Origin of the sequence: Dokdonella aquatica (assembly GCF_051987395.1) — a bacterium.
Lineage (GTDB): Bacteria > Pseudomonadota > Gammaproteobacteria > Xanthomonadales > Rhodanobacteraceae > Dokdonella.
Map to the genome: position 1 here is coordinate 100,362 of NZ_CP197094.1, position 19,073 is coordinate 119,434.

The 19,073-nt window shown below is 71.7% G+C and carries 19 protein-coding genes; 10 read left to right on the forward strand and 9 right to left on the reverse strand.

Annotated elements, in window-relative coordinates:
* Nucleotides 1–27: 27 nt before the first annotated feature.
* Nucleotides 28–843, reverse strand: a complete 816-nt coding sequence (locus ACQQ2N_RS00435; protein ID WP_440223693.1) for an ABC transporter substrate-binding protein — start codon at nucleotides 841–843, stop codon at nucleotides 28–30.
* On the reverse strand, nucleotides 840–1,463 hold the full coding sequence (gene pdxH / locus ACQQ2N_RS00440; RefSeq protein ID WP_440223694.1) for a pyridoxamine 5'-phosphate oxidase: 624 nt from the start codon (nucleotides 1,461–1,463) through the stop codon (nucleotides 840–842). The genes ACQQ2N_RS00435 and pdxH overlap by 4 nt, the downstream gene beginning before the upstream one ends.
* Here pdxH and ACQQ2N_RS00445 point away from each other — a divergent pair.
* The gene (locus ACQQ2N_RS00445) at nucleotides 1,462–2,310 is read left to right on the forward strand and encodes a kinase (RefSeq protein WP_440223695.1); all 849 of its coding nucleotides are present in this window, start codon (nucleotides 1,462–1,464) and stop codon (nucleotides 2,308–2,310) included. The genes pdxH and ACQQ2N_RS00445 overlap by 2 nt on opposite strands.
* A 6-nt stretch (nucleotides 2,311–2,316) precedes the next feature.
* Here ACQQ2N_RS00445 and ACQQ2N_RS00450 read toward each other — a convergent pair whose 3' ends face one another.
* From ACQQ2N_RS00450 to xrtH, 6 genes are all read right to left on the reverse strand, one after another.
* Nucleotides 2,317–3,858 carry a hybrid sensor histidine kinase/response regulator gene (locus tag ACQQ2N_RS00450; protein ID WP_440223696.1) on the reverse strand — a complete coding sequence of 514 codons (1,542 nt, stop codon included), beginning with the start codon at nucleotides 3,856–3,858 and terminating at the stop codon, nucleotides 2,317–2,319.
* Nucleotides 3,855–4,355 (reverse strand): Rab family GTPase, encoded by a 501-nt coding sequence (locus ACQQ2N_RS00455; RefSeq protein ID WP_440223697.1) that lies wholly within the window; start codon nucleotides 4,353–4,355, stop codon nucleotides 3,855–3,857. Before ACQQ2N_RS00455 ends, ACQQ2N_RS00450 begins: the two co-directional genes overlap by 4 nt.
* Nucleotides 4,352–6,049, reverse strand: a complete 1,698-nt coding sequence (locus ACQQ2N_RS00460) for a hypothetical protein (RefSeq protein WP_440223698.1) — start codon at nucleotides 6,047–6,049, stop codon at nucleotides 4,352–4,354. Before ACQQ2N_RS00460 ends, ACQQ2N_RS00455 begins: the two co-directional genes overlap by 4 nt.
* A 21-nt stretch (nucleotides 6,050–6,070) precedes the next feature.
* Nucleotides 6,071–6,616 carry a hypothetical protein gene (locus ACQQ2N_RS00465; RefSeq protein ID WP_440223699.1) on the reverse strand — a complete coding sequence of 182 codons (546 nt, stop codon included), beginning with the start codon at nucleotides 6,614–6,616 and terminating at the stop codon, nucleotides 6,071–6,073.
* A gap of 113 nt (nucleotides 6,617–6,729) precedes the next feature.
* Nucleotides 6,730–7,437, reverse strand: a complete 708-nt coding sequence (locus ACQQ2N_RS00470; protein ID WP_440223700.1) for a response regulator transcription factor — start codon at nucleotides 7,435–7,437, stop codon at nucleotides 6,730–6,732.
* Nucleotides 7,438–7,549: 112 nt separating this feature from the next.
* Nucleotides 7,550–8,077 carry an exosortase H gene (gene xrtH / locus ACQQ2N_RS00475; protein WP_440223701.1) on the reverse strand — a complete coding sequence of 176 codons (528 nt, stop codon included), beginning with the start codon at nucleotides 8,075–8,077 and terminating at the stop codon, nucleotides 7,550–7,552.
* 81 nt (nucleotides 8,078–8,158) lie between these two features.
* Here xrtH and ACQQ2N_RS00480 point away from each other — a divergent pair, with 81 nt between their 5' ends.
* From ACQQ2N_RS00480 to hemE, 5 genes are all read left to right on the forward strand, one after another.
* On the forward strand, nucleotides 8,159–8,710 hold the full coding sequence (locus tag ACQQ2N_RS00480) for a shikimate kinase (protein ID WP_440223702.1): 552 nt from the start codon (nucleotides 8,159–8,161) through the stop codon (nucleotides 8,708–8,710).
* Entirely contained in the window at nucleotides 8,707–9,792 is a 1,086-nt protein-coding gene (gene aroB / locus ACQQ2N_RS00485; protein ID WP_440223703.1) for a 3-dehydroquinate synthase, read from the forward strand. Before ACQQ2N_RS00480 ends, aroB begins: the two co-directional genes overlap by 4 nt.
* A 59-nt stretch (nucleotides 9,793–9,851) precedes the next feature.
* Nucleotides 9,852–10,112: a WGR domain-containing protein gene (locus tag ACQQ2N_RS00490; protein WP_440223704.1), complete on the forward strand. Its 261-nt coding sequence runs from the start codon at nucleotides 9,852–9,854 to the stop codon at nucleotides 10,110–10,112.
* 595 nt (nucleotides 10,113–10,707) lie between these two features.
* Nucleotides 10,708–11,025 (forward strand): hypothetical protein, encoded by a 318-nt coding sequence (locus ACQQ2N_RS00495; RefSeq protein ID WP_440223705.1) that lies wholly within the window; start codon nucleotides 10,708–10,710, stop codon nucleotides 11,023–11,025.
* A complete protein-coding gene (gene hemE / locus ACQQ2N_RS00500) occupies nucleotides 11,022–12,080 on the forward strand; it encodes a uroporphyrinogen decarboxylase (RefSeq protein WP_440223706.1) in 1,059 nt (352 codons plus the stop codon). Before ACQQ2N_RS00495 ends, hemE begins: the two co-directional genes overlap by 4 nt.
* Here hemE and ACQQ2N_RS00505 read toward each other — a convergent pair.
* A complete protein-coding gene (locus tag ACQQ2N_RS00505) occupies nucleotides 12,077–15,637 on the reverse strand; it encodes a two-component regulator propeller domain-containing protein (RefSeq protein ID WP_440223707.1) in 3,561 nt (1,186 codons plus the stop codon). The genes hemE and ACQQ2N_RS00505 overlap by 4 nt on opposite strands.
* A gap of 85 nt (nucleotides 15,638–15,722) precedes the next feature.
* Between ACQQ2N_RS00505 and ACQQ2N_RS00510 the strand changes: the two genes are divergently transcribed.
* From ACQQ2N_RS00510 to ACQQ2N_RS00525, 4 genes are all read left to right on the forward strand, one after another.
* The gene (locus ACQQ2N_RS00510; protein ID WP_440223708.1) at nucleotides 15,723–17,234 is read left to right on the forward strand and encodes a GTPase; all 1,512 of its coding nucleotides are present in this window, start codon (nucleotides 15,723–15,725) and stop codon (nucleotides 17,232–17,234) included.
* A 92-nt stretch (nucleotides 17,235–17,326) separates the two neighbouring features.
* On the forward strand, nucleotides 17,327–17,932 hold the full coding sequence (locus ACQQ2N_RS00515) for a YceI family protein (RefSeq protein ID WP_440223709.1): 606 nt from the start codon (nucleotides 17,327–17,329) through the stop codon (nucleotides 17,930–17,932).
* Nucleotides 17,910–18,488, forward strand: a complete 579-nt coding sequence (locus ACQQ2N_RS00520; protein ID WP_440223710.1) for a cytochrome b — start codon at nucleotides 17,910–17,912, stop codon at nucleotides 18,486–18,488. Before ACQQ2N_RS00515 ends, ACQQ2N_RS00520 begins: the two co-directional genes overlap by 23 nt.
* Nucleotides 18,485–19,033, forward strand: a complete 549-nt coding sequence (locus ACQQ2N_RS00525; protein WP_440223711.1) for a YceI family protein — start codon at nucleotides 18,485–18,487, stop codon at nucleotides 19,031–19,033. Before ACQQ2N_RS00520 ends, ACQQ2N_RS00525 begins: the two co-directional genes overlap by 4 nt.
* The last annotated feature ends 40 nt before the right edge of the window (nucleotides 19,034–19,073 follow it).

Consider the following 19,073-nt stretch of genomic DNA (forward strand, 5'->3'; position numbering starts at 1 on the left):
CCCGCGACACCGTCGCGGGCTGCCGGCTCAACCCGGGCCGGGCTTCGCGTGTGCGACCTCGGCAATGCGTGCGTGCAGCGCATCGAGTCCGTCGAACAGCGCAGCGGGCCCCGGCTGCAGGATGATCGGCGACTTGATCTCGTGCAGCGAGCCGCCGCGCACGGCCGGGATCGCGCCCCAGCCCGGGCGCGCAGCGACCTTGTCGGGACGGAAGCGCTTGCCGCACCACGAGCCGAGGATCAGGTCCGGACGGCGGCGAACGATCTCGCTGCTGTCGGCGATGATGCGATCGCGCGCGAGCGATTGCGCGGCGAGCTCGGGGAACACGTCGTCACCGCCGGCGATGCGCACGAGTTCGGCGACCCAGCGGATGCCGCTGATCGGCGGCTCGTCCCATTCCTCGAAGTAGACGCGTGGCCGCCACGGCAGCGCCGCGGCCGCACGCGCCACGGCATCGAGATGGGCCTGCGCGCGCGCGGCATAGGCCTCGGCGGCCTGTGCCGCGCCGACCATCGCGCCGAGGCGGCGGATGTAGCCGAGGATGCCCTCGACCGAGCGATGGTTGCTGATCCACACCTCGACGCCGGCACGGATCAGCTCGCGTGCGATGTCGGCCTGGATGTCCGAGAAGCCGATGACGAGATCGGGCTCGAGCGCGAGGATCTCGGGCAGCTTGGCGCTCGTGAACGCCGAGACCTTGGGCTTTTCCTTGCGCGCCCGCGGCGGACGCACCGTGAAGCCCGAGATGCCGACGATGCGGTGGTCCTCGCCGAGCGCGTAGAGGACTTCGGTCGGCTCCTCGGTGAGGCAGACGATGCGGCGCGGGAACGGATCACCGCTCACGGGTACAGCAGGCCGCGCGTCCAGGTGCCGTCCGCGAGCGTATAGCGCACGCGCTCGTGCAGGCGGAAGCCCGCGCCGTACCAGAACTCGAGCAGGTCGGGCTGCAGCACGTAACCACCCCAGTGCGGCGGGCGCGGCACTGCGCCGTCGGCGAAGCGTTCCTCGAACGCGGCGACGCGCGCCTCGAACGTGTCGCGATCGGGCAAGGGCTGGGACTGCAGCGACGCCCACGCGCCGATCTGGCTCAGGCGCGGGCGAGAGGCGAAGTAGGCGTCCGATTCGCCGTCACCGAGCGGCACGACGTTGCCCTCGGCACGCACCTGGACCTGCTCGCGCAGGTGCTTCCAGTGCAGCGTGAGCGCGGCCTGCGGATGCGCGGTGAGCTGTCCGCCCTTGGCGCTGTCGCGGTTCGTGAAGAAGCGCAGGCCACGCGCGTCGACGCCCTTGAGCAGCACGATGCGCGACGACACGCGTCCTTGCGCGGACACGGTCGCGAGGTTCATCGCGGTCGGCTCGGGTTCGCCGGCGACCTGCGCCTGCGCGAGCAGGTCGGTGAGCGTGTCGAGGGCCTGCTGGTACAGTGCGGACGAATCGTCGCGAGAGGGGTTTTCGGCATTCATGGGACGCCATGCTAGCAGCCCGCCGGCGGGCTACGACGACGCGCTCGTCGCCCGCGTGCTCGAGTCCGTCGCGACGTGGCGAGGCCGGCGGCGCCGGCCGTTCGTGCTCGGCCTGTCGGCACTGCAGGGCAGCGGCAAGAGCACGTTCGCCGCGCAGCTCGTCGCCGCGGCACGCGAACGCGGCTGGCGTGCGCTGGCGTTCTCGCTCGACGACGCCTACCTCGGCCGCCGCGATCGTGCGCGCCTCGCACGCGAGGTGCATCCGCTGTTCGCGACGCGCGGCGTGCCGGGCACGCACGATGTCGCGCTCGTCGAACGCACGCTCGCCGACCTCGCGCTCGCGTCGCCGGCTCGTCCCGCGCGCGTGCCGCGCTTCGACAAGGGCCGCGACACGCGCCTGCCGCCTTCGCGCTGGTACCGCGTCGCGGCCGTACCGGATCTCGTCATCCTCGAAGGCTGGTGCGTCGGCATCGGGCCGCAGGCGCCGGCTGCGCTCGCGCGTCCCGTCAATGCGCTCGAACGCGACGAGGATGCGGCGCGCATCTGGCGTTCGACCGTGAACGCCGCACTCACGGGCGATTACGCACGGCTGTGGTCACACCTGGATCGCCTGCTCGTGCTCGCGGCGCCGTCGTTCGACGTCGTCGTGCGCTGGCGCAACGAGCAGGAAGACGCGCTGCGCCGGCGTGGCGCGCCGCAGGCGATGTCACCCGCGCGCATCGCACGCTTCGTGCAGCACTACGAGCGCCTGAGCCGGCACGGCCTGCGCACGCTGCCGGCGCGTGCGGATCTCGTCGTGAGCCTCGATGCCTCGCGCCGTGTGCGCGGCGTGCGCAGGCGCGACTGACCGCGCTCAGCCGCCGACCGCGCGGCGCATGATGCGCACGAACTGCTCGATGTTGAGCGGCTTGGTCAGGTAATGGTCGGTACCCGCGGCGATCGCCGCGGCGCGCGCCTCGGCGGTCGGCGTCGCCGACAGCGTCACGATGCGCCCGCGGTAGCCTTGCGCGCGCAGGCGGAACACCACCGTGTTGCCCGACAGGCGCGGCAACTCGACGTCGACGAGCAGCACGTCCGGCGGGTTGGCGAGCGCCTCGGTGATCGCGGTGTCGGCATCGTGCACGACGCGCACGCGGAAACCGATGTCGACGAGCAGCATCTCAAGCAGCTGGGCGACGTCCGGATCGTCGTCGACGACGAGTGCGGAATGGCTGTGCATCCATGCCGCGCCTTCGGCGACCCGGTCGGCGTCACCGTTCTCGCGGCGCAGCGTCGGCAGCACGACGCGGAAGCACGTGCCCTGCCCCGTGACCGAGGTGAACGTGAGTTCGCCGCGCATCTGCTCGACGAGCCGCTTGACGATGCTCAGGCCGAGGCCCGCGCCCTTGCTGCCGTTGCGCACGCCGCGGTTGAACGGCACGAAGATGCGCTCGCGGAACTCCTCGGGAATGCCGATGCCGGTGTCGCGCACTTCGACCTCGAGCACGTCGCCGTGCCAGGCGAGGCGCGCGACGACACCGCCACGCGCGGTGTAGCGCACCGCGTTGGACAGCAGGTTCACGAGCACCTGGCGCACGCGCGTTTCGTCGAGGATCGGGCGCTGCTCGCCGCGATCCTCGAGCTCGATCAGGAACGCGAGGCCAAGGTCGGACGCGAGCGGCCGGAACATCGCGTCGAGGTCGTCGACGAGCGCCTGCAGCTCGATGCCCTCGGGATTGAGCAGGATGGCGCCCGACTCGCTGCGGCCGTACTCGAGCAGGTTCTCCGACAGCGTCAGCAGGTAGGTCGCGTTGCGGCGGATCGCACGCAGCGAGAGCTGGGTGTCGTCGTCGCGGTCGACGTGCTGTTCGAGCAGATGCAGGTAACCGAAGATCGAGGTCAGCGGCGTGCGGAAATCGTGGCTCAGCGTCGCGATGAGCGCATTCTTGAGCGCGTTGGCTTCCTGCAGGCGCGTACGCTGCTGCTCGAGCTCGCCACGGATCTCGCGCAGTTGCTGGATCGCACGCGTCTTCTGCTGGCCGGCCAGCGCTGCCTCGTTGCCGAGCTGCTGCTGCACGCGCTGGCGGTCATGTTCGAGCTGCGCATCGAGGAAGACGATCGTGTAGCCCGCGTCGCTCGGCACGAGGCTGACATGGGCGACGCGACCGGTCTTGAGCTGCACGAACGGCAGGTCGACCGGCTCGTCGAGCGGGAGGCCCAGGAACAGTTCCTCGAACTCGGTCGCGCAATCGCCGTCATCGGCGCCATCGCATCCGAACGCGGTGACGTCGCCATGCACGTCGACGATGCGCCAGTCGCGGTCGCAGCACACGACGAGCGGACGCGCCTTGTCGATGAGCAAGCGCGCGACGAGGTTCTCGATCTCCGGCGGGAAGCTGCCCTCCCGCGCGTTCATGCGACGACCCGCCCGGCCAGGTCGGCGAAGGCGCGCTCGACACCGTCGCCGAAGCGTGCACTGGTCTCGTAGACGGGCAGCGACTCGCGCAACTCCTCGAGCGTGGCGGGTGCGATCTCCCAGCGGTCGACGAGATCGAGCTTGTTGACGAGCAGGATCGCCTCGGCCTTCGGCAGCAGCGCGCGCGACTGCATGAGCAGGTCGAGTGCCGCGCGCAGGGTCGCCTCGCGCGTGCCGTCGGCGACCAGCAGGAGCCCCGATGCGCCGCGCAGGTAGCTCGTGTTGAGCGCGTCGAGCGCGCTGCGCCCGGCGATGTCCCACAGCACGAGCTTGACCGGGTCGGCGCCGTCGCGGAGCACCTCGCGGCTGTCGACCTTGACGCCGACCGTGGTCAGGTAGCGCTCGGAGAACGTATTGCTGACGAAGCGCGAGACGAGGCTGGTCTTGCCGACGCCGAAGTCACCGAGCATGCATATCTTGCGAGCCTGTCCGCTCATGGAGCCAACGCTTCCTGCACCACGCGCACCCGCGCGCCACGGACGAGGATAGCATCGCCTGCCGCCACGCCCACCTCGCCGGCCGCCTCGACCATCGTCGCGGGCACGCCGCGCGCGACCAGTTCGCGGGCCAGCCAGGCTGCCCGCGCGACGCGCAGGTCGGCGTTGACCGTTTCGCTGCCGGGCGCGTCGTTGAACCCTTCGGCATGCAACCTCAGGGCGACGCCCGCGGAGCCCGCCAGCACGCGGGCACGCGCGATGTCGGCGACGATCGCCTCGACACGCAGGGCCGCATCGGGGGCGACGTCGACGTCGTGCGTGAAGTGCACGAAGCGCGACCCGATCTCCTCCGCGAGCAACGCGAGTCCGGCCGCGGCGCGCGCCCGCGCATCGTGCGCGTCGGACACCTCGATCGACACTTCACGCACGCCGGCGATCCATGCTGCGCGTGCGCGCGCATCGTCGAGCCACGCCGAATCCGCCTCGCCGCGCAACGCGAGCATGCCGCCGGCCACCGTGAGCGACACGCCGTCGGGCGGCGCGAGCAGGCGCGTGGCGCGGCGCGTGACGACGGCGTCGTCGCCCGACACATAGCCGCGCGTCGCGAGCGTCGGCACCACGCCGCCGAGGTCGACACCGCGCCATGCCGCTGCGGGCGGCTCGGCATCGGCGTCGACGAGGCCCTCGATCGTGATCGAACGCCAGGTGCGCGACGACAGCGAGGTCAGCACGAAACCCGGATGGGCCTCCAGCACCGCGCGCACCGCGTCCACGCGCGACTCCCAGCGATGCGACCGCACCCACCACGCCGTGACGAGCGCGAGCAGGACGAGCACGACGATGCGCAGCGGCCACGGCGACCGCGCCGGTCCGGCCGATGCATCGGCATCGGCGGCGGCCGCGGCGACGAGCGCCTCGGGCGCGAGCGCGGCGGCTTCCTCGCCGAGGCTGCTGTCGACGCCGAGGTCGGCATGCGTCGCATGCAGGCGTTCGAGCGCGTCCGCCATCGCGGCGCGCAGCGATTCGGGCGGCACGCCGTCGATGAAACAGGCGAGGAAGGCGCGCGGGCCCTCGACGACCCACAGCACCGACGAGCCGACGCGCGCCGCCTCGAGCGCGTCGCCACCGTCGCGGCCGACCGAGTCGCGCACGAACTGGCCGATCGCCGTGAGCATGCCGGCGATCGCATCGCCGTCGAGTTCGGGCTGATCCGGCGCGGATGCACGGTGCAGCACGAGACCCGAATCGCGTTCGATCAGGAACACGTGGTCGACCCGGTAGCGCAGGCCGTGGCGCAGCACGACCTGCGCATAAGGCACGCCGCTGCGCATCGCCTCGAGGCGCCAGCGCAGCCCGCGCAGCGTGAAGCTCTGCTCGAGCACGCCGTTGAGGTCGCTCATGAGGCCGCGCAAGGCTTCGGTGATGGCCTTGCGGATCATCGGGCCGATGATCGGGAACAACGCGTCGACGATGCTGCGGCGATGCTCGCGCACGGCACTGCCGAGCGCCTCGGCCACGGGTTCGGCGAGTGCGCTGGCCATCGGCCGGGACGGCGCATCGCGGACGAGCTTCGGCAGTGCTTGGGCGAGTGCGGCGCGATCACGCTCGAGCGCCTCGACGCGCGCCTCCGCACGCGCGAGCGCCTCGCGCTCCTCGGCGAGCAGGAGTTCCTTGAGCCGGTCGAGATCGCTCATCGCCGCGGCACGTGCGCGGGATCAGGCGCCGGGAAGGTCGAAGTCACCCTTGAGACGCAGCGCGAGCTCGCCGAGCAGGCCGGCGAGATCCTCGCGGCCGACCTTGTCGGCGCGCAGTTCGGCGTGTGTCCGCTGCAGCGACGCCCCGGCCTCGCTCGCACGCGCGTCGAGCTGCGCCGACAACTCGGCGATCGCCGCGCGCAGACGCTCGTCGACGCCCGCCAGGTCCTGGCCGAGCGCGTCGATGGCGCCGGTGGCCTCGGCACGCGCGGTACGGGCAGCCTGCTGCACGCGCGACTCGAGGTCGTCCGTGGCCTGGGTGCGGTCCGCCACCTCCTGGCGCAGCTGGCGGGCGAGCTTGTCGACCTGCTCGTCGAGACGCTTGTCGATCTGGACGAGGCGCTTGTCGAGGGTGTCGCGCAGGCGTTCCATCTCGGCTTCGAGACGCTCCCCGAACGCCTGGAATCGGCGGTCGTAGTCCCGCATCTGGCCGCCGAACAGGATGTCGCGGATCTGGTCGACGTTGCGGTCGGCCCCGTCGGGGGCGGCTTTCTTGGAGTCGGACATGGACGGCGTTCCGGCGGCGACTGGCCGCGTTTCGGTCACGATGTTACGCGACTCGACCGGATCTGCCCCCTGGGGGCCACGCGAGGGACGGCGCCGTGACACCGGAACGCTCCTCAGGAAACCCCGACCTGCTCGAGCCGGTAGCCGTGCTGGTAGATCGCGACGAGGCGCCAGCCGTGCTCGCCGTTGAGCTCGAGCTTCTTGCGCAGGCGACTGACGTGGGTGTCGAGCGTGCGCGTCGACACCGAGGCGCCGAGGTTCCAGACGTTCTCGAGCAGCGCCTCGCGGCCGACGATGCGCCCGTGGCGGCGGAACAGGAACACGGCGAGGTCGAACTCGCGCTGGGTCAGCTCGACCTCGACGTCGTCGAACGCGATGCGCCGGCGGCGCGCGTCGACCGTATACGGCGGAAGGTCGATCGGATCGGTGCCGCGGCCGTCGATGCCGACGCGGCGGAACGCGGCGCCGACGCGCGCGAGCAGCTCACCGCGGCGAGCCGGCTTGACCATGTAGTCGTCACCGCCCGACTCGAGGCCGCGCACGAGGTCGGCCTCCGTGCTGCGTGCGGTCAGGAAGATGATCGGCAGGCTCGCGTTGGCCGACGAGCGGACCCAGCTGACGAGATCGGGCCCGACACCGTCGGGAAGCATCCAGTCCAGCAGCAGCAGGTCGATCGCCTCGGCGCCCTGGCGGCGCCGGAACTCGTTCACGGAACGGTACAGGCGCGGCGTGTAGCCGGCCTCTTCGAGCCAATGGGCGACGAGGGACGCCTGATCCGGGTCGTCCTCGAGGAAGCCCACCACGAGATCGAGTTTGCTCATGCTGCGACCGCCTGTCGTTGATCCTTCCGAACACGCCGCGCGGGGCTCCGCCGGCGCTGTCCATAGTTATGCCATCCCCGTGCCAACGCGTCACCTGCCTTCCGGCACTTGCTCAGGCGGGCGCCGGCACTCCGGGCGGGCGCGGCGACGACGGCCGACGCGGCACCGGCGGCAGCGTGCGCAGCCAGACCAGGAACACGATCAGCGCGTCGAGGATGATCAGCGCCTGCCACAGGTAGAGGTGGAACCAGTCGAACCAGACGCGGTTCCACAGGCCGAGGTAGAACAGGCTCACGATGCGCACGAGGTTGAGCGCCTGGATCGCGAGGAAGCCGATGCCGAGGCCGAACAGCTTGTGCTTCCACGGCGCGGGGAACGCGAGGATCGCCGAAAACAGGATGATCACGGCCTCGATGCCGTTGCAGCCGCGTTCGATCGAGATGATGAAGGATCCGTCGGCGTTCTGGATGTACTTGCCCGACGACGTCGTGTCGGCGTCGAACAGGTGGATCAGCCAGGCACTCGCATCGGCGAGCACACTCGTGAACGGCAGGATGACGTGCTTCTCGACCGGGGCCGTCAGTTCGGCGACGAACAGCACCACGAGCAGCACGAAGAAGACGAGGATGAAACGCAGCATCGGTACACGCGATCGGGTTCTTGGCCGGATGATTATAACGACGGATCGCGGCCATCACGCGCGGGCTGCTAGCATCGCCGCATGAATCCCGCCGCGAACCTCATCCTGATCGGGCCGATGGGCTCGGGCAAGACCTCGACTGGCCGACGCCTCGCCCAGGTCCTGCAGATGCCGTTCGTGGACCTCGACCAGGCCATCGAGCAACGCACCGGCGCGAGCATCGCGCTGACCTTCGAGATCGAGGGCGAGGACGGTTTCCGCCGCCGCGAGAGCGAGGTGCTGGCAGAGCTCGCGGGATCGCACGGCGTCGTGCTGTCGACCGGCGGCGGCGCGGTGCTGTCCGAGGCCAACCGCGCGCTCATGCGCGACAGCGGCTTCGTGGTGTGGCTCGATGCAGGGGTCGAGGCGCAGCTCGCGCGCCTGCGCCATGACCGCAAGCGCCCGCTGCTCGACGTGCCCGACCGTCGCGCGAAGCTCGTCGAGCTCGCCGCGCACCGCAACCCGCTGTATGCCGCCACCGCCGACCTGCGCGTCGAGTCGAGCGGGCTCGGCAGCAGCTCGGCGCTGACGCGCCACCTCGCCACGCTGCTCGAACGCGCGTGGCAACGCCCTGCCGTGGAAGCCCTGCCTTGACCACCGTCGACGTCGCACTCGGTGCGCGCAGCTACCCCATCCACATCGGCCCCGGCCTGCTCGACGAACCCTCGCGCTGGCGTGACGCGATCGGCGGGCACCACGTGCTCGTGGTCAGCAACGCCACGGTCGCACCGCTCTACCTCGCACGCATCGAGGCCGCGCTCGGCGGCCTGCAGCACGCCAGCGTCGTGCTGCCCGACGGCGAGCAGCACAAGACCTTCGACCATGTCGCGCGCGTGCTCGATGCGCTCGCCGGCCTCGGCGCGAGCCGTGATGCCACCGTGGTCGCGCTCGGCGGAGGCGTGATCGGCGACCTGGCCGGATTCGCCGCGGCGTGCTGGATGCGCGGCATCGCGTTCGTGCAGGTGCCGACCACGCTGCTCGCGATGGTCGACTCCTCGGTCGGCGGCAAGACCGGCGTCAACCTTCCGGCGGGCAAGAATCTCGTCGGCGCGTTCCACCAGCCGCGCGCCGTCGTCATCGACACCGCCACGCTCGATACGTTGCCGCCGCGCGAATACCTGGCCGGGCTCGCAGAAGTGGTCAAGTACGGCGCGATCGGCGACGCCGCGTTCTTCACGTGGCTCGAGGATCACGCCGGAGCCCTGCTCGCGCGCGAACCCGCCGCGGTGATCCGTGCGATCGCCGAGAGCTGCCGTTACAAGGCCGGCGTCGTCGCACGCGACGAGCGCGAGGACGGCGAGCGCGCCCTGCTCAATTTCGGCCACACCTTCGGCCACGCGATCGAATCGGAGGCCGGCTACGGCACGTTCCTGCACGGCGAAGCGGTCGGCATCGGCATGCTGCTCGCGGCGCGCCTCTCGGCCGACCTCGACCGCGCCCCGGCCGCCGACGCCGACCGCCTCGAACGCCTGCTCGAACGCCTCGGATTGCCGACGCACGTCCCGGCCGACCTCGACGCGGAGGCACTGCTCGCGCGCATGCGCCTCGACAAGAAGGCCGTCAGCGGCCACCTGCGCCTGATCCTCTGGCGCGCGCTCGGGGCGGCCGACATCGTCGGTGGCGTCGCCGACGAAGCGATCCTCGACGTGCTGCGACGCGGACGCACGACCGGCTGAGGCGCCCCGCCGCGCGGAACCAGCGGCGGAGGACGAGCGAATCGCGATAAAATCGGCGGATGCGCATCTTCATGCAGACCCAGCCGAACGCCGACGAGGCGCCCCGCTACTACCAGCTCGTCCTCCAGCAGGACCTGCTCGGCGGCTGGACGCTGTATCGCGAATGGGGCCAGACCGGTGGCCGCACCAGCAGCAAGCGCGAGGTCTACCTCGAACGCGACGCCGCGCTCAACGCGTTCGAGCAGGCGCGCGACGCGCAGGTCAAGCGCGGCTTCCGCGTCATGTTCAGCCAGGGTCTGGAAGGCCCGCGTGCGGGCTGACCTGCCCGCCGTCGCGCTGCTCCTGCTCGCCGCCGGCAGCGCGCTCGCGTTCGAGCCCGGCAGCCGCCGGGTCTGCGAACCGTCGGCCGACGGGCGCCGGTTCGAGTGCCGCGACGCCGCTCCGGATACTCCGACGCCACCACCGGAGGAGGCGAAACGCCAGGCTGCACCGATACCCGCCGCCGATGCGAGCGCTGCGCCCCGCGCCGCCTCCGCGGCAGCGGAATCGGTGCCCGCGGCGTCGCGTGACCTGCCGTCCTACCTGCGCCAGGCGCATGCCGACGATCCACTCCCGAGGGCGACGACTGCGCCTGCGGCGACGACTGCGCCTGCGGCGACGACTGCGCCTGCGGCGACGACTGCGCCTGCGGCGACGACTGCGCCTGCGGCGACGACTGCGCCTGCGGCGACGACTGCGCCTGCGGCGACGACTGCGCCTGCGGCGACGACTGCGCCTGCGGCGACGACTGCGCCTGCGGCGACGACTGCGCCTGCGGCGACGACTGCGCCTGCGGCGACGACTGCGCCTGCGGCGACGACTGCGCCTGCGGCGGCATCGACGACGCGGGCGTCCGTCGCACCCTCCGATGCTGCGATGCGCGTCGCCGATGCGCGCGCGTTCCGCGCGCTGCGCGGCGACCGCTACACGCTCGAACTCGCGCAGGCGCCGACGCGTGCCGCACTCGCGCCGCTGGTCGACGCGCTCGCCGCGACGTCCGGAACCCTCCATCTCGTCGTGCTGCGCGGTCCCGAAGGACCCGCCGTGCACGCGCTGTGGTCCGATTTCCCCACCCCGGAAGCCGCGCGTGCCGCACGCGACGTGCTTCCACCCGATGCCGCGATCACGTCCGGCTGGCCGCGTCGCATCGGCCCGCTGCAGTCCGAACTCGCCGGCGACCAGGAGTTGCCTTGACCGATCACCGTTTCCTGCGCGCGCTGCGCCGCGAGCCCGTCGACACGACGCCCGTCTGGATCATGCGCCAGGCCGGCCGCTACCTGCCGGAGTACCGCGCCACGCGCGCACGCGCCGGCAGCTTCCTCGCGCTCGCCAAGACGCCCGAGCTCGCCTGCGAGGTGACCCTGCAGCCACTCGAACGCTTCCCGCTCGACGCGGCGATCCTGTTCTCCGACATCCTCACCGTGCCCGACGCGATGGGACTCGGCCTGCATTTCGTCGAAGGCGAGGGCCCGAAGTTCGCGCATCCGCTGCGCAGCGCGGCCGACATCGCGCGCCTCGGCGTACCCGATCCCGAAGGCGAACTGCGTTACGTCACCGACGCGGTGCGCCTGATCCGCCGCGAGCTGCACGATCGCGTGCCGCTGATCGGCTTCTCGGGCAGCCCGTGGACGCTGGCCTGCTACATGATCGAGGGTGAAGGCTCGTCGAACTTCGCGCGCGCGAAGGCGCTCATGTGGAACGACCCGGCTTCGCTGCACCACCTGCTCGGCATCAACGCGCAGGCGGTCACGCGCTACCTCGCCGCGCAGGCCGCGGCCGGTGCACAGGCGCTCATGGTGTTCGACACCTGGGGCGGCATGCTCGCGCCGGCGGCGTTCCGCGAGTACTCGCAGCGTTACCTCGTGCAGGTCGCGCAGGCGCTCAAGGCCGACGCCGCGACGCGTGACATCCCGCTGATCCTGTTCTCGAAAGGCGCCAACGGGCACCTCGAAGGCCTCGCCGCGAGCGGCTGCGACGCGCTCGGCGTCGACTGGACGATCGAGCTTGGCGAGGCGCGCAGGCGCGTGGGCGACCGTGTCGCGCTGCAGGGCAACCTCGATCCGGCGACGCTGCATGCCCAGCCGGACGGCATCCGCGCCGCGGTCAGGGCGACGCTCGACAGCTTCGGTCGCGGCCCCGGCCACGTGTTCAACCTCGGCCACGGCATCACGCCCGACATCGATCCCGCGCACGTCGCCGTGCTCGTCGACGCCGTGCACGAACACGGACGCACGCTCGCCGCCGGCTAGCGCGCGAGCACCGCGTCGAGTGCTGCCTCGAGCGCCGCACGGGTCAGCGGCTTGCGCAGCAGCAGGTCCATGCCGGCGGCGCGCACGTCGGCATGCTCGTCGACGCCCGAGCGCGCCGTGACCGCGACCAGCGGCAGCTGCGGTCCGTCGATGCGCTCGCGATTGCGCAGCAGGCGCGCAAGCTGCAGGCCGTCGATGCCGGGCAGGTCGAGATCGACCAGCGCGACGTCGAGGTCGTCGCGGCGGCTCGTCTCGGCGAGCGCGGCGAGCGCGTGCGGCACGTGCGTAGCACGGTGCCCGGAGGCTTCCAGCATGCCGGTCACGACCGCAGCGACGATCGGATCGTCCTCGACGACGAGCACACGCAAGGCCCGGTGGCGTGCTGACGGCACCTCGTCGACACCCTGTGGCGTCGCATCGGGCGGTGCATCGATGGCCTGCAGAGGCAGGTCGACCGTGAACCGCGTGCCTTCTCCGATGCGGCTGTCGACGTCGATGCGCCCGCCCATGAGCTCCGCGAGCTGGCGGCAGATGGAAAGCCCCAGACCGCTGCCGCCATGCCGCTGCAGGACACCGTCGGATTGCTCGAAGCGGCCGAACAGGCGCGCCCGCATCGCCTCGCCCATGCCGGGACCGGTATCGGCGACGTGGATCCGCAGCCCGTCGCCGCGTGCGAGGCGCACGTCGACCCCGCCGTGCTCGGTGAACTTCAGGGCGTTGCCGACAAGGTTGAGCATCACCTGCTTGACGCGCATCGCGTCGCCGCGCACGCAGGCCGGCATGTCGTCGGCGATGCTGGTCGACAGCACGAGCCGCTTGCGCTCGGCGATCGGCTCCTGCAACGCGACGACCTCGCGCAGCAGCGCGACCGGATCGAAGGGCCGCTCCTCGAGTGCGAGCCTTCCGGCCTCGATGCGCACGAGGTCGAGGCCGTCGTTGACGAGGCGCATGAGCAGCTCGCCGGAGCGCGCGATCGCGTCGACCTGGCGCTGCTGGCGCGCATCCAGCGGCGTCTCGCGCAGGAGTTCGGTCATGCCGAGCATGCCGGTCATCGGCGTGCGGATCTCGTGGCTCATCATCGCGAGGAAGTCCGACTTCACCTCGGCGAGACGCTCGGCGGACCTGCGCTGCTGGTCGGCGAGTTCGAGCTCGTGGCGGCGCGCGATGCGTGCCCGCCAGACCGCCACCATCGCGAGCACGAACACGAAGCCGATCGCGGCGTAGCCGACATACGCCCACGGCGTCCGCCATGGCGCGGGCCGCACGCGTACCGCGTAGGTCGCGCCCATCTCGCTCCAGATGCCATCGGCGTTGGCGGCGCGCACGCGCAGCACGTGGCTTCCGGCCGGCAGCAGCGGGAACACGCGCTCGCCACGCGTGCCGGCATCGACCCAGTCCCCGTCGAATTCGTCGAGGCGGAACCGGTAGCGGTTGCCGCGCGCGTTGACGAACGACAGCGCGCGCACGACCACGGTGAGATCGCGGTCGTCGTGGCGCAGCACGGCCGGCACCGCGGGATCGAGCTCGACGCGCTCGCCGTCGCGGCGTACCGACACCCCGACGAGATGCAGCGGCGGCGGCGGGGCATCGAACCGCATCGTGGCGGGATCGAACGCGACGACGCCGTTGAGCGTCGCCGCGTACACCTCGCCGCCCGGACCGACGGCGAACGGACCGTCGAGAAGTTCGGAACCGGGCAGGCCGTCGCGCTCGGCGAAGCGGCGCAGCTCGCGCGTGCGCGGATCGAAGCGCCACAGGCCCCGCCCCCCGCCGATCCAGACGCTGTCGTCGCGCGCGACGACAAGGTCGGTCACGCGCATCGCAGGCCAGCCGTCGTCGCCATCGAGACGGTCGTCCAGCACGAGAACCCCTTCTTCCATGCGGTAGCGCTCGAGCACGCCGAGCCGATGCAGCCAGAGGCTGCCGTCCGCCGCGAACGCGGACGTGTCGACAGGCCCCGGAGGGCCGCCGCGGACATCGTCGAAGCGGTCGAGCAGCGCGTCGTGGCGCTGCAGCCCCGCACCGCCCGCGACCCACGGCACGCCACGCGCATCGAGCCGCAAGGCACCCAGATCACTGCTGCGCAGCGTGCCTTCGCGCGGCGTATAGCGGCGTACGCCGAGCGTCGCCGCATCGATGCGTGCGACGCCACCGCCCACCACCACGGCCCAGACGACGCCGTCCGGTGCCTCGGCGAGGATGCCGACGTAGCCGACCGGCAGCGCGTCCGGGCGCGCGGCGTCGACGTCGAGTTCGACGGTATCGCCGCCATCGAGCGCGTAGCGGCGAAGGCCGGCCTGGTGGCCGATCCATACATGGCGGTCACGCGGCAGCACCGCACGCACGACGTAGCCACGTACGCCGAGCCGGCTGCCCCAGCGCTCGACTTCGCCGCTGCCGGCGTCGATGCGATCCAGGCCGTCACGCCCGCTGGTCGCCCAGACGTTGCCCTCGTGGTCGAGCGCGACGCCACGGATGCGCGCGTGGCGCAGGCTGTCGTCCTGGCCCGGCCGGTGACGCCATGCGGCGAAATTGCGCCAGTGTGCGCCGAGCCGCGCGATGCCGCCGTCGGCGAACGCGAACCACATGCCGCCCTCGTGGTCGCGCAGGATGTCGGCGACCTGGGTGCCGGGCATCTCCCCGGGGATGAATTCGCTCGAGTCGTAGCGGTGCTCACCCTCGCCATCGACGTGCACGACGCCTCCCGAGGTCCCCGCCCACAGTCCGCCTGCGGCGTCGCGCATCATCGCGCGCACGACCAGCCCCGACGAGTCGAACACCTCGCCCGCGAACGCCAGCGAGGCGTCGACGCGCGCGATGCCGAGACTCGTGCCGACGAGCATCGTGCCGTCCGGCTCGTCGAGCAGGCTCGACACGAGCAGGCCTCGCGGCCCTGCCCGCTCGAACGGAGGCAGCGCGACATGCACGATGCGACCGTCGCCGAGACGCACGTCGAGGCCCTGGTCCGTTCCGATCCAGAGCCGGCCGCGGCCATCGGCGCGCAACGCGAGGATCACATCCGAGCGCAGGCTCGACGGATCGTCCGGATCGTGCACCACGCGCTCGACCCGCCCGTCTTCGTGCAGGCGGTTGAGGCCGCCGAGGTAGGTTCCCGCCCAGACCGTGTCGTCGGGGTCCACGGCGAGCGCGAACACGTCGTCGCTGCCGAGGCTGTGCGGATCGGCGGCGGCGTGGCGGAAGCGGCGGAAACGCCCGTCGGGCAGCAGCAGGTTCACGCCCGCGGCCTCGCCACCGCACCAGACCCGCCCGCGCGCATCGATCGCGAGCGCGGACACGTCGTTGCCGGCGAGCGAATGCAGGTCACGCGGATCGTGCTGCCAGACGCGGAAACCGAGGCCGTCGTAACGCGCGAGGCCATCACGGGTGCCGATCCAGACGAAGCCGTCCGGCCCCTGCTCGATGGCGGCAACGACGCTCGATGGCAGGCCGTCGGCGACACGCAGGCTCTCGAACAGCGGCGGCGCCGGCGGCAGTTCGGCCTGCACGCAGGCGGCAGCGAGCGTACAGGCCAGGATCAGGCCGATCCTCGAAGACATTCCGTGTCCTCCCGATGGTGCGCGTGGCCATGGTGCCAGTGCACACGCGGCACGGCCAGTGTGCAGCGAGGCTAGAATCGCCGGCATGTCGACACCCCGCATCCCGTTGCGCCTCGTCCTGTTCGCCGTGATCGCGATCGGCGGCGTGCTGCTGGTCGGCTTCCTCGTCGGGCTCGCGAACAGCCTGCTCGAACTCTACGAACGCATGGCCGCGCTGCCACTGCTGCTGCGCGTGCCACTGCTCGTCGCGCTCGCCCTCGCCGTCGTCGCGACCGGCGTGCTCGCATGGCGGTTGATGCGGCCTGCAGCGCGCGACGACGCGAAGGCTCCGGTCGGTCGCCCTGTCGCGGCCTCGCGCGACGCGATCGAGGTGCGCGTCGCCGACCTACAGGCGCGCGACGCCGCGGCGGCCTCGCTGCGCGACGAGCTCGCCGAACTCGACCGCCGCCGCGCCGAGGGCGACTGCCACGTCGCGCTGTTCGGCGAGATCAGCACGGGCAAGTCGAGCCTCGTGCGCGCACTCGCCGCCGATGCCGCCCCCGATGTCGATGCCCTCGGCGGCACCACGCGCGCGGTCCACCACTACCGCGGCCGCCTGCCCGACGGCCGCGACCTCGTGCTCGCCGACATGCCGGGTACCGCGGAAGTCGACGGCCTGCAGCGCGAGCAGCTCGCGCGCGACGAAGCCCTGCGCGCGCACGCGGTCGTCTACGTCGTCGCCTCGGACCTTACGCGCCAGCAGGATGCCGAACTGCGCTGGCTCGGGACGTTCGGCAAGCCCGTGGTGCTCGTGCTCAACAAGGCCGACCAGCTCGGCGATGCCGAACGCGCGCAACTGCTCGCGCGCTTCGACGAGCGCTATCGCGACATCGTGCGCGAGCGCGTGATCGCACGCCCTGGCGGCCGCGAGCACATCGAGCGAAGGCTCGCCGACGGCAGCGTCGAGACCGTCGAGCGCGAGCGCGAGGCCGACGTCGGTGCCTTGCGCGAGGCTTTGCAGCGCCTCACGCGCGGCGGCACCGAAGCGCTCGAACCCGCGCGCGAGGCCGCCGTGCTCGCGCGTGTCGCCGAGCGCAGCGACGCGATCGCCGCGGACATCGCGGCACGCGAGGCCGAGGCCACGATCGCGCGATACACGCGCCGCGCCGTCGTCGGCGCGATGGCCGCGGTCGCGCCGGGCAGCGACGTGCTGATCCAGGGCGCGCTTGGCACCGGCCTCGTGCGCGAGCTCGCGCGCCTGCACGGCGTGCCGGTGCGCGAGCTCGATGTCGAGGCCCTGCTCGCGAGGCTCGGCCTGACCGTGCGCAACACCACCGCGATCGTGCTCGCGATCGCCGGGAACGCGCTCAAGGCCTTCCCGGGCCTCGGCACGCTCGGCGGCGGTGTGCTGCACGCGATCGCCTACGGCCTCGTCTTCGACAGCCTCGGCCGCGCTGTCGCGGCGACCCTGGCCGAGCACGCACGCCTCGACCAGGCCGATACCGAGCAGCGTGTACGCACGCTGCTCGCCGAGCCCGGCCAGGCCCGCCTCGAACGCGTCGCCCGGCTCGTGCTCGACAGCTGGCGCGAACGCGACGAGGCGCCGCGCAAGGATTGATCACGCCGCGGCGACACACCGTCCCGCGGCCGCCGGTGGCGGCGACCACGGGTTTTTGCCAAGCTGGCCGCATGCGCCGGACCGCCGCCCTGATGCTGCCCTTGCTGATCGCCGCCGCGCCCACCACGGCGCGCGCCGCCGACACGACGACGTGGCGGCTCGACACCACGCATACGCAGATCGTGTTCTTCGCGGACCACCTCGGCCTGTCGCACGGCATCGGGCGCGTGCGCGTACGCGAGGGCTGGTTCCGTTTCGATCCCGATGACTGGTCGAACACGCAGGCCGAGGTCGTGATCGACCTCGCCAGCGTCGACCTGGGCGACGCGAAATGGAGCGACGCGGTGCGCTCGGGACAATTCCTCGACGTGTCGCGCTGGCCGACCGCGCGCTTCACCGCATCACGCCTCGAGAAGACCGGCGACGCCAGCGGGGTGCTGCACGGCGAGCTGAGCCTGCGCGGCAAGACGCAGCCGGTCGAGCTCGCGGTCACGTTCAACCGCATCGGCCGCGATCCCTACGCGTTCCGCACCAAGGCCGGCTTCACCGCGACGACCACGCTCGCACGCAGCACCTTCGGCATGACGCGCTTCGCCGACGTGGTCGGCGAGAACGTTTCGCTGCGCATCGAGGTCGAAGGCATCCGCGACGCCAAGGCAGAGGAGAAGACCACCGATGGCACTGAAGAGCAGCACTGAGCGCTGGGGCGGCGTCGCCAAGACGTTCCACTGGGTCATGGCGCTCGGCATCATCGGCGTCGGCATCCTCGGCCTGTACATGACCGGCATGGACCGCGGCATGGCCAAGGTCAACACGTTCGCGCTGCACAAGTCGATCGGCCTGACCCTGCTCGCGCTCGCGCTGCTGCGCCTGGCCTGGCGCTTCGTCGACCGCAAGCCGCGCGACGAGGCCATGCCGCGCTGGCAGCGCATCGCCGCACACGCCACGCACGGCCTGCTCTACCTGCTCATGCTCGCGATCCCGCTCAGCGGCTGGCTGTTCAACTCCGCACGCGGCTACGCGCTGCAGTGGTTCAAGCAGTTCAACCTGCCCGCGCTGGTGGAGAAGAACGAGTCGCTCGGTGACCTCGCCATCACGTTGCACGTCGCGTTCTTCTGGATCCTCGCCGCGCTGCTCGTCGCGCACGTCGGCGGCGCGCTCCTGCACCACGTCTTCGAACGCGACAACACCTTGCTGCGCATGCTGCCGTTCGCGCGCCTGCGCAAGCGCCCTGAAGGAGAGACGACACCATGATCCCCCGCATCCTCGCCCCGCTGCTCGGCCTGCTCGTCGCCACGCCCGCGTTCGCGGCCGACTACACGGTCGGCGCCGGCAGCACGCTCGGCTTCACCTCGAGCTTCCAGGGCGAAAGCTTCGACGGCACGTTCAAGACGTTCGAGGCGACGATCCGCTACGACCCTGCCGACCTCGCGACGGCCTCGTTCGACGTCAGCGTCGACCTCGCCAGTGTCGTCACCGGCGACGCGGACCGTGACGGCGCGCTGCCCGATGCCGAGTTCTTCGACGTCAAGAAGGCACCCAAGGCGCACTTCAAGACCACCGCGTTCCGCAAGGAAGGCGCCGGCGTCGTCGCCGACGGCACGCTCACGCTCAAGGGCGTGACCAAGCCGGTCACGCTCGCGGTCACGTTCACGCCGGCCGGCAATGGTGCAACGCTCGACGTGACGACGACGCTCAAGCGCCTCGAGTTCAATGTCGGCACCGGCGAGTACGCCGACACGTCGACGATCGCCGACGCCGTCAAGGTCAAGGGCAGCCTCAAGCTCGTCGCGAAGTGACCTGCGCCGCGGGCCGGCCGCGCTTCCCGCGCCGCCGGCC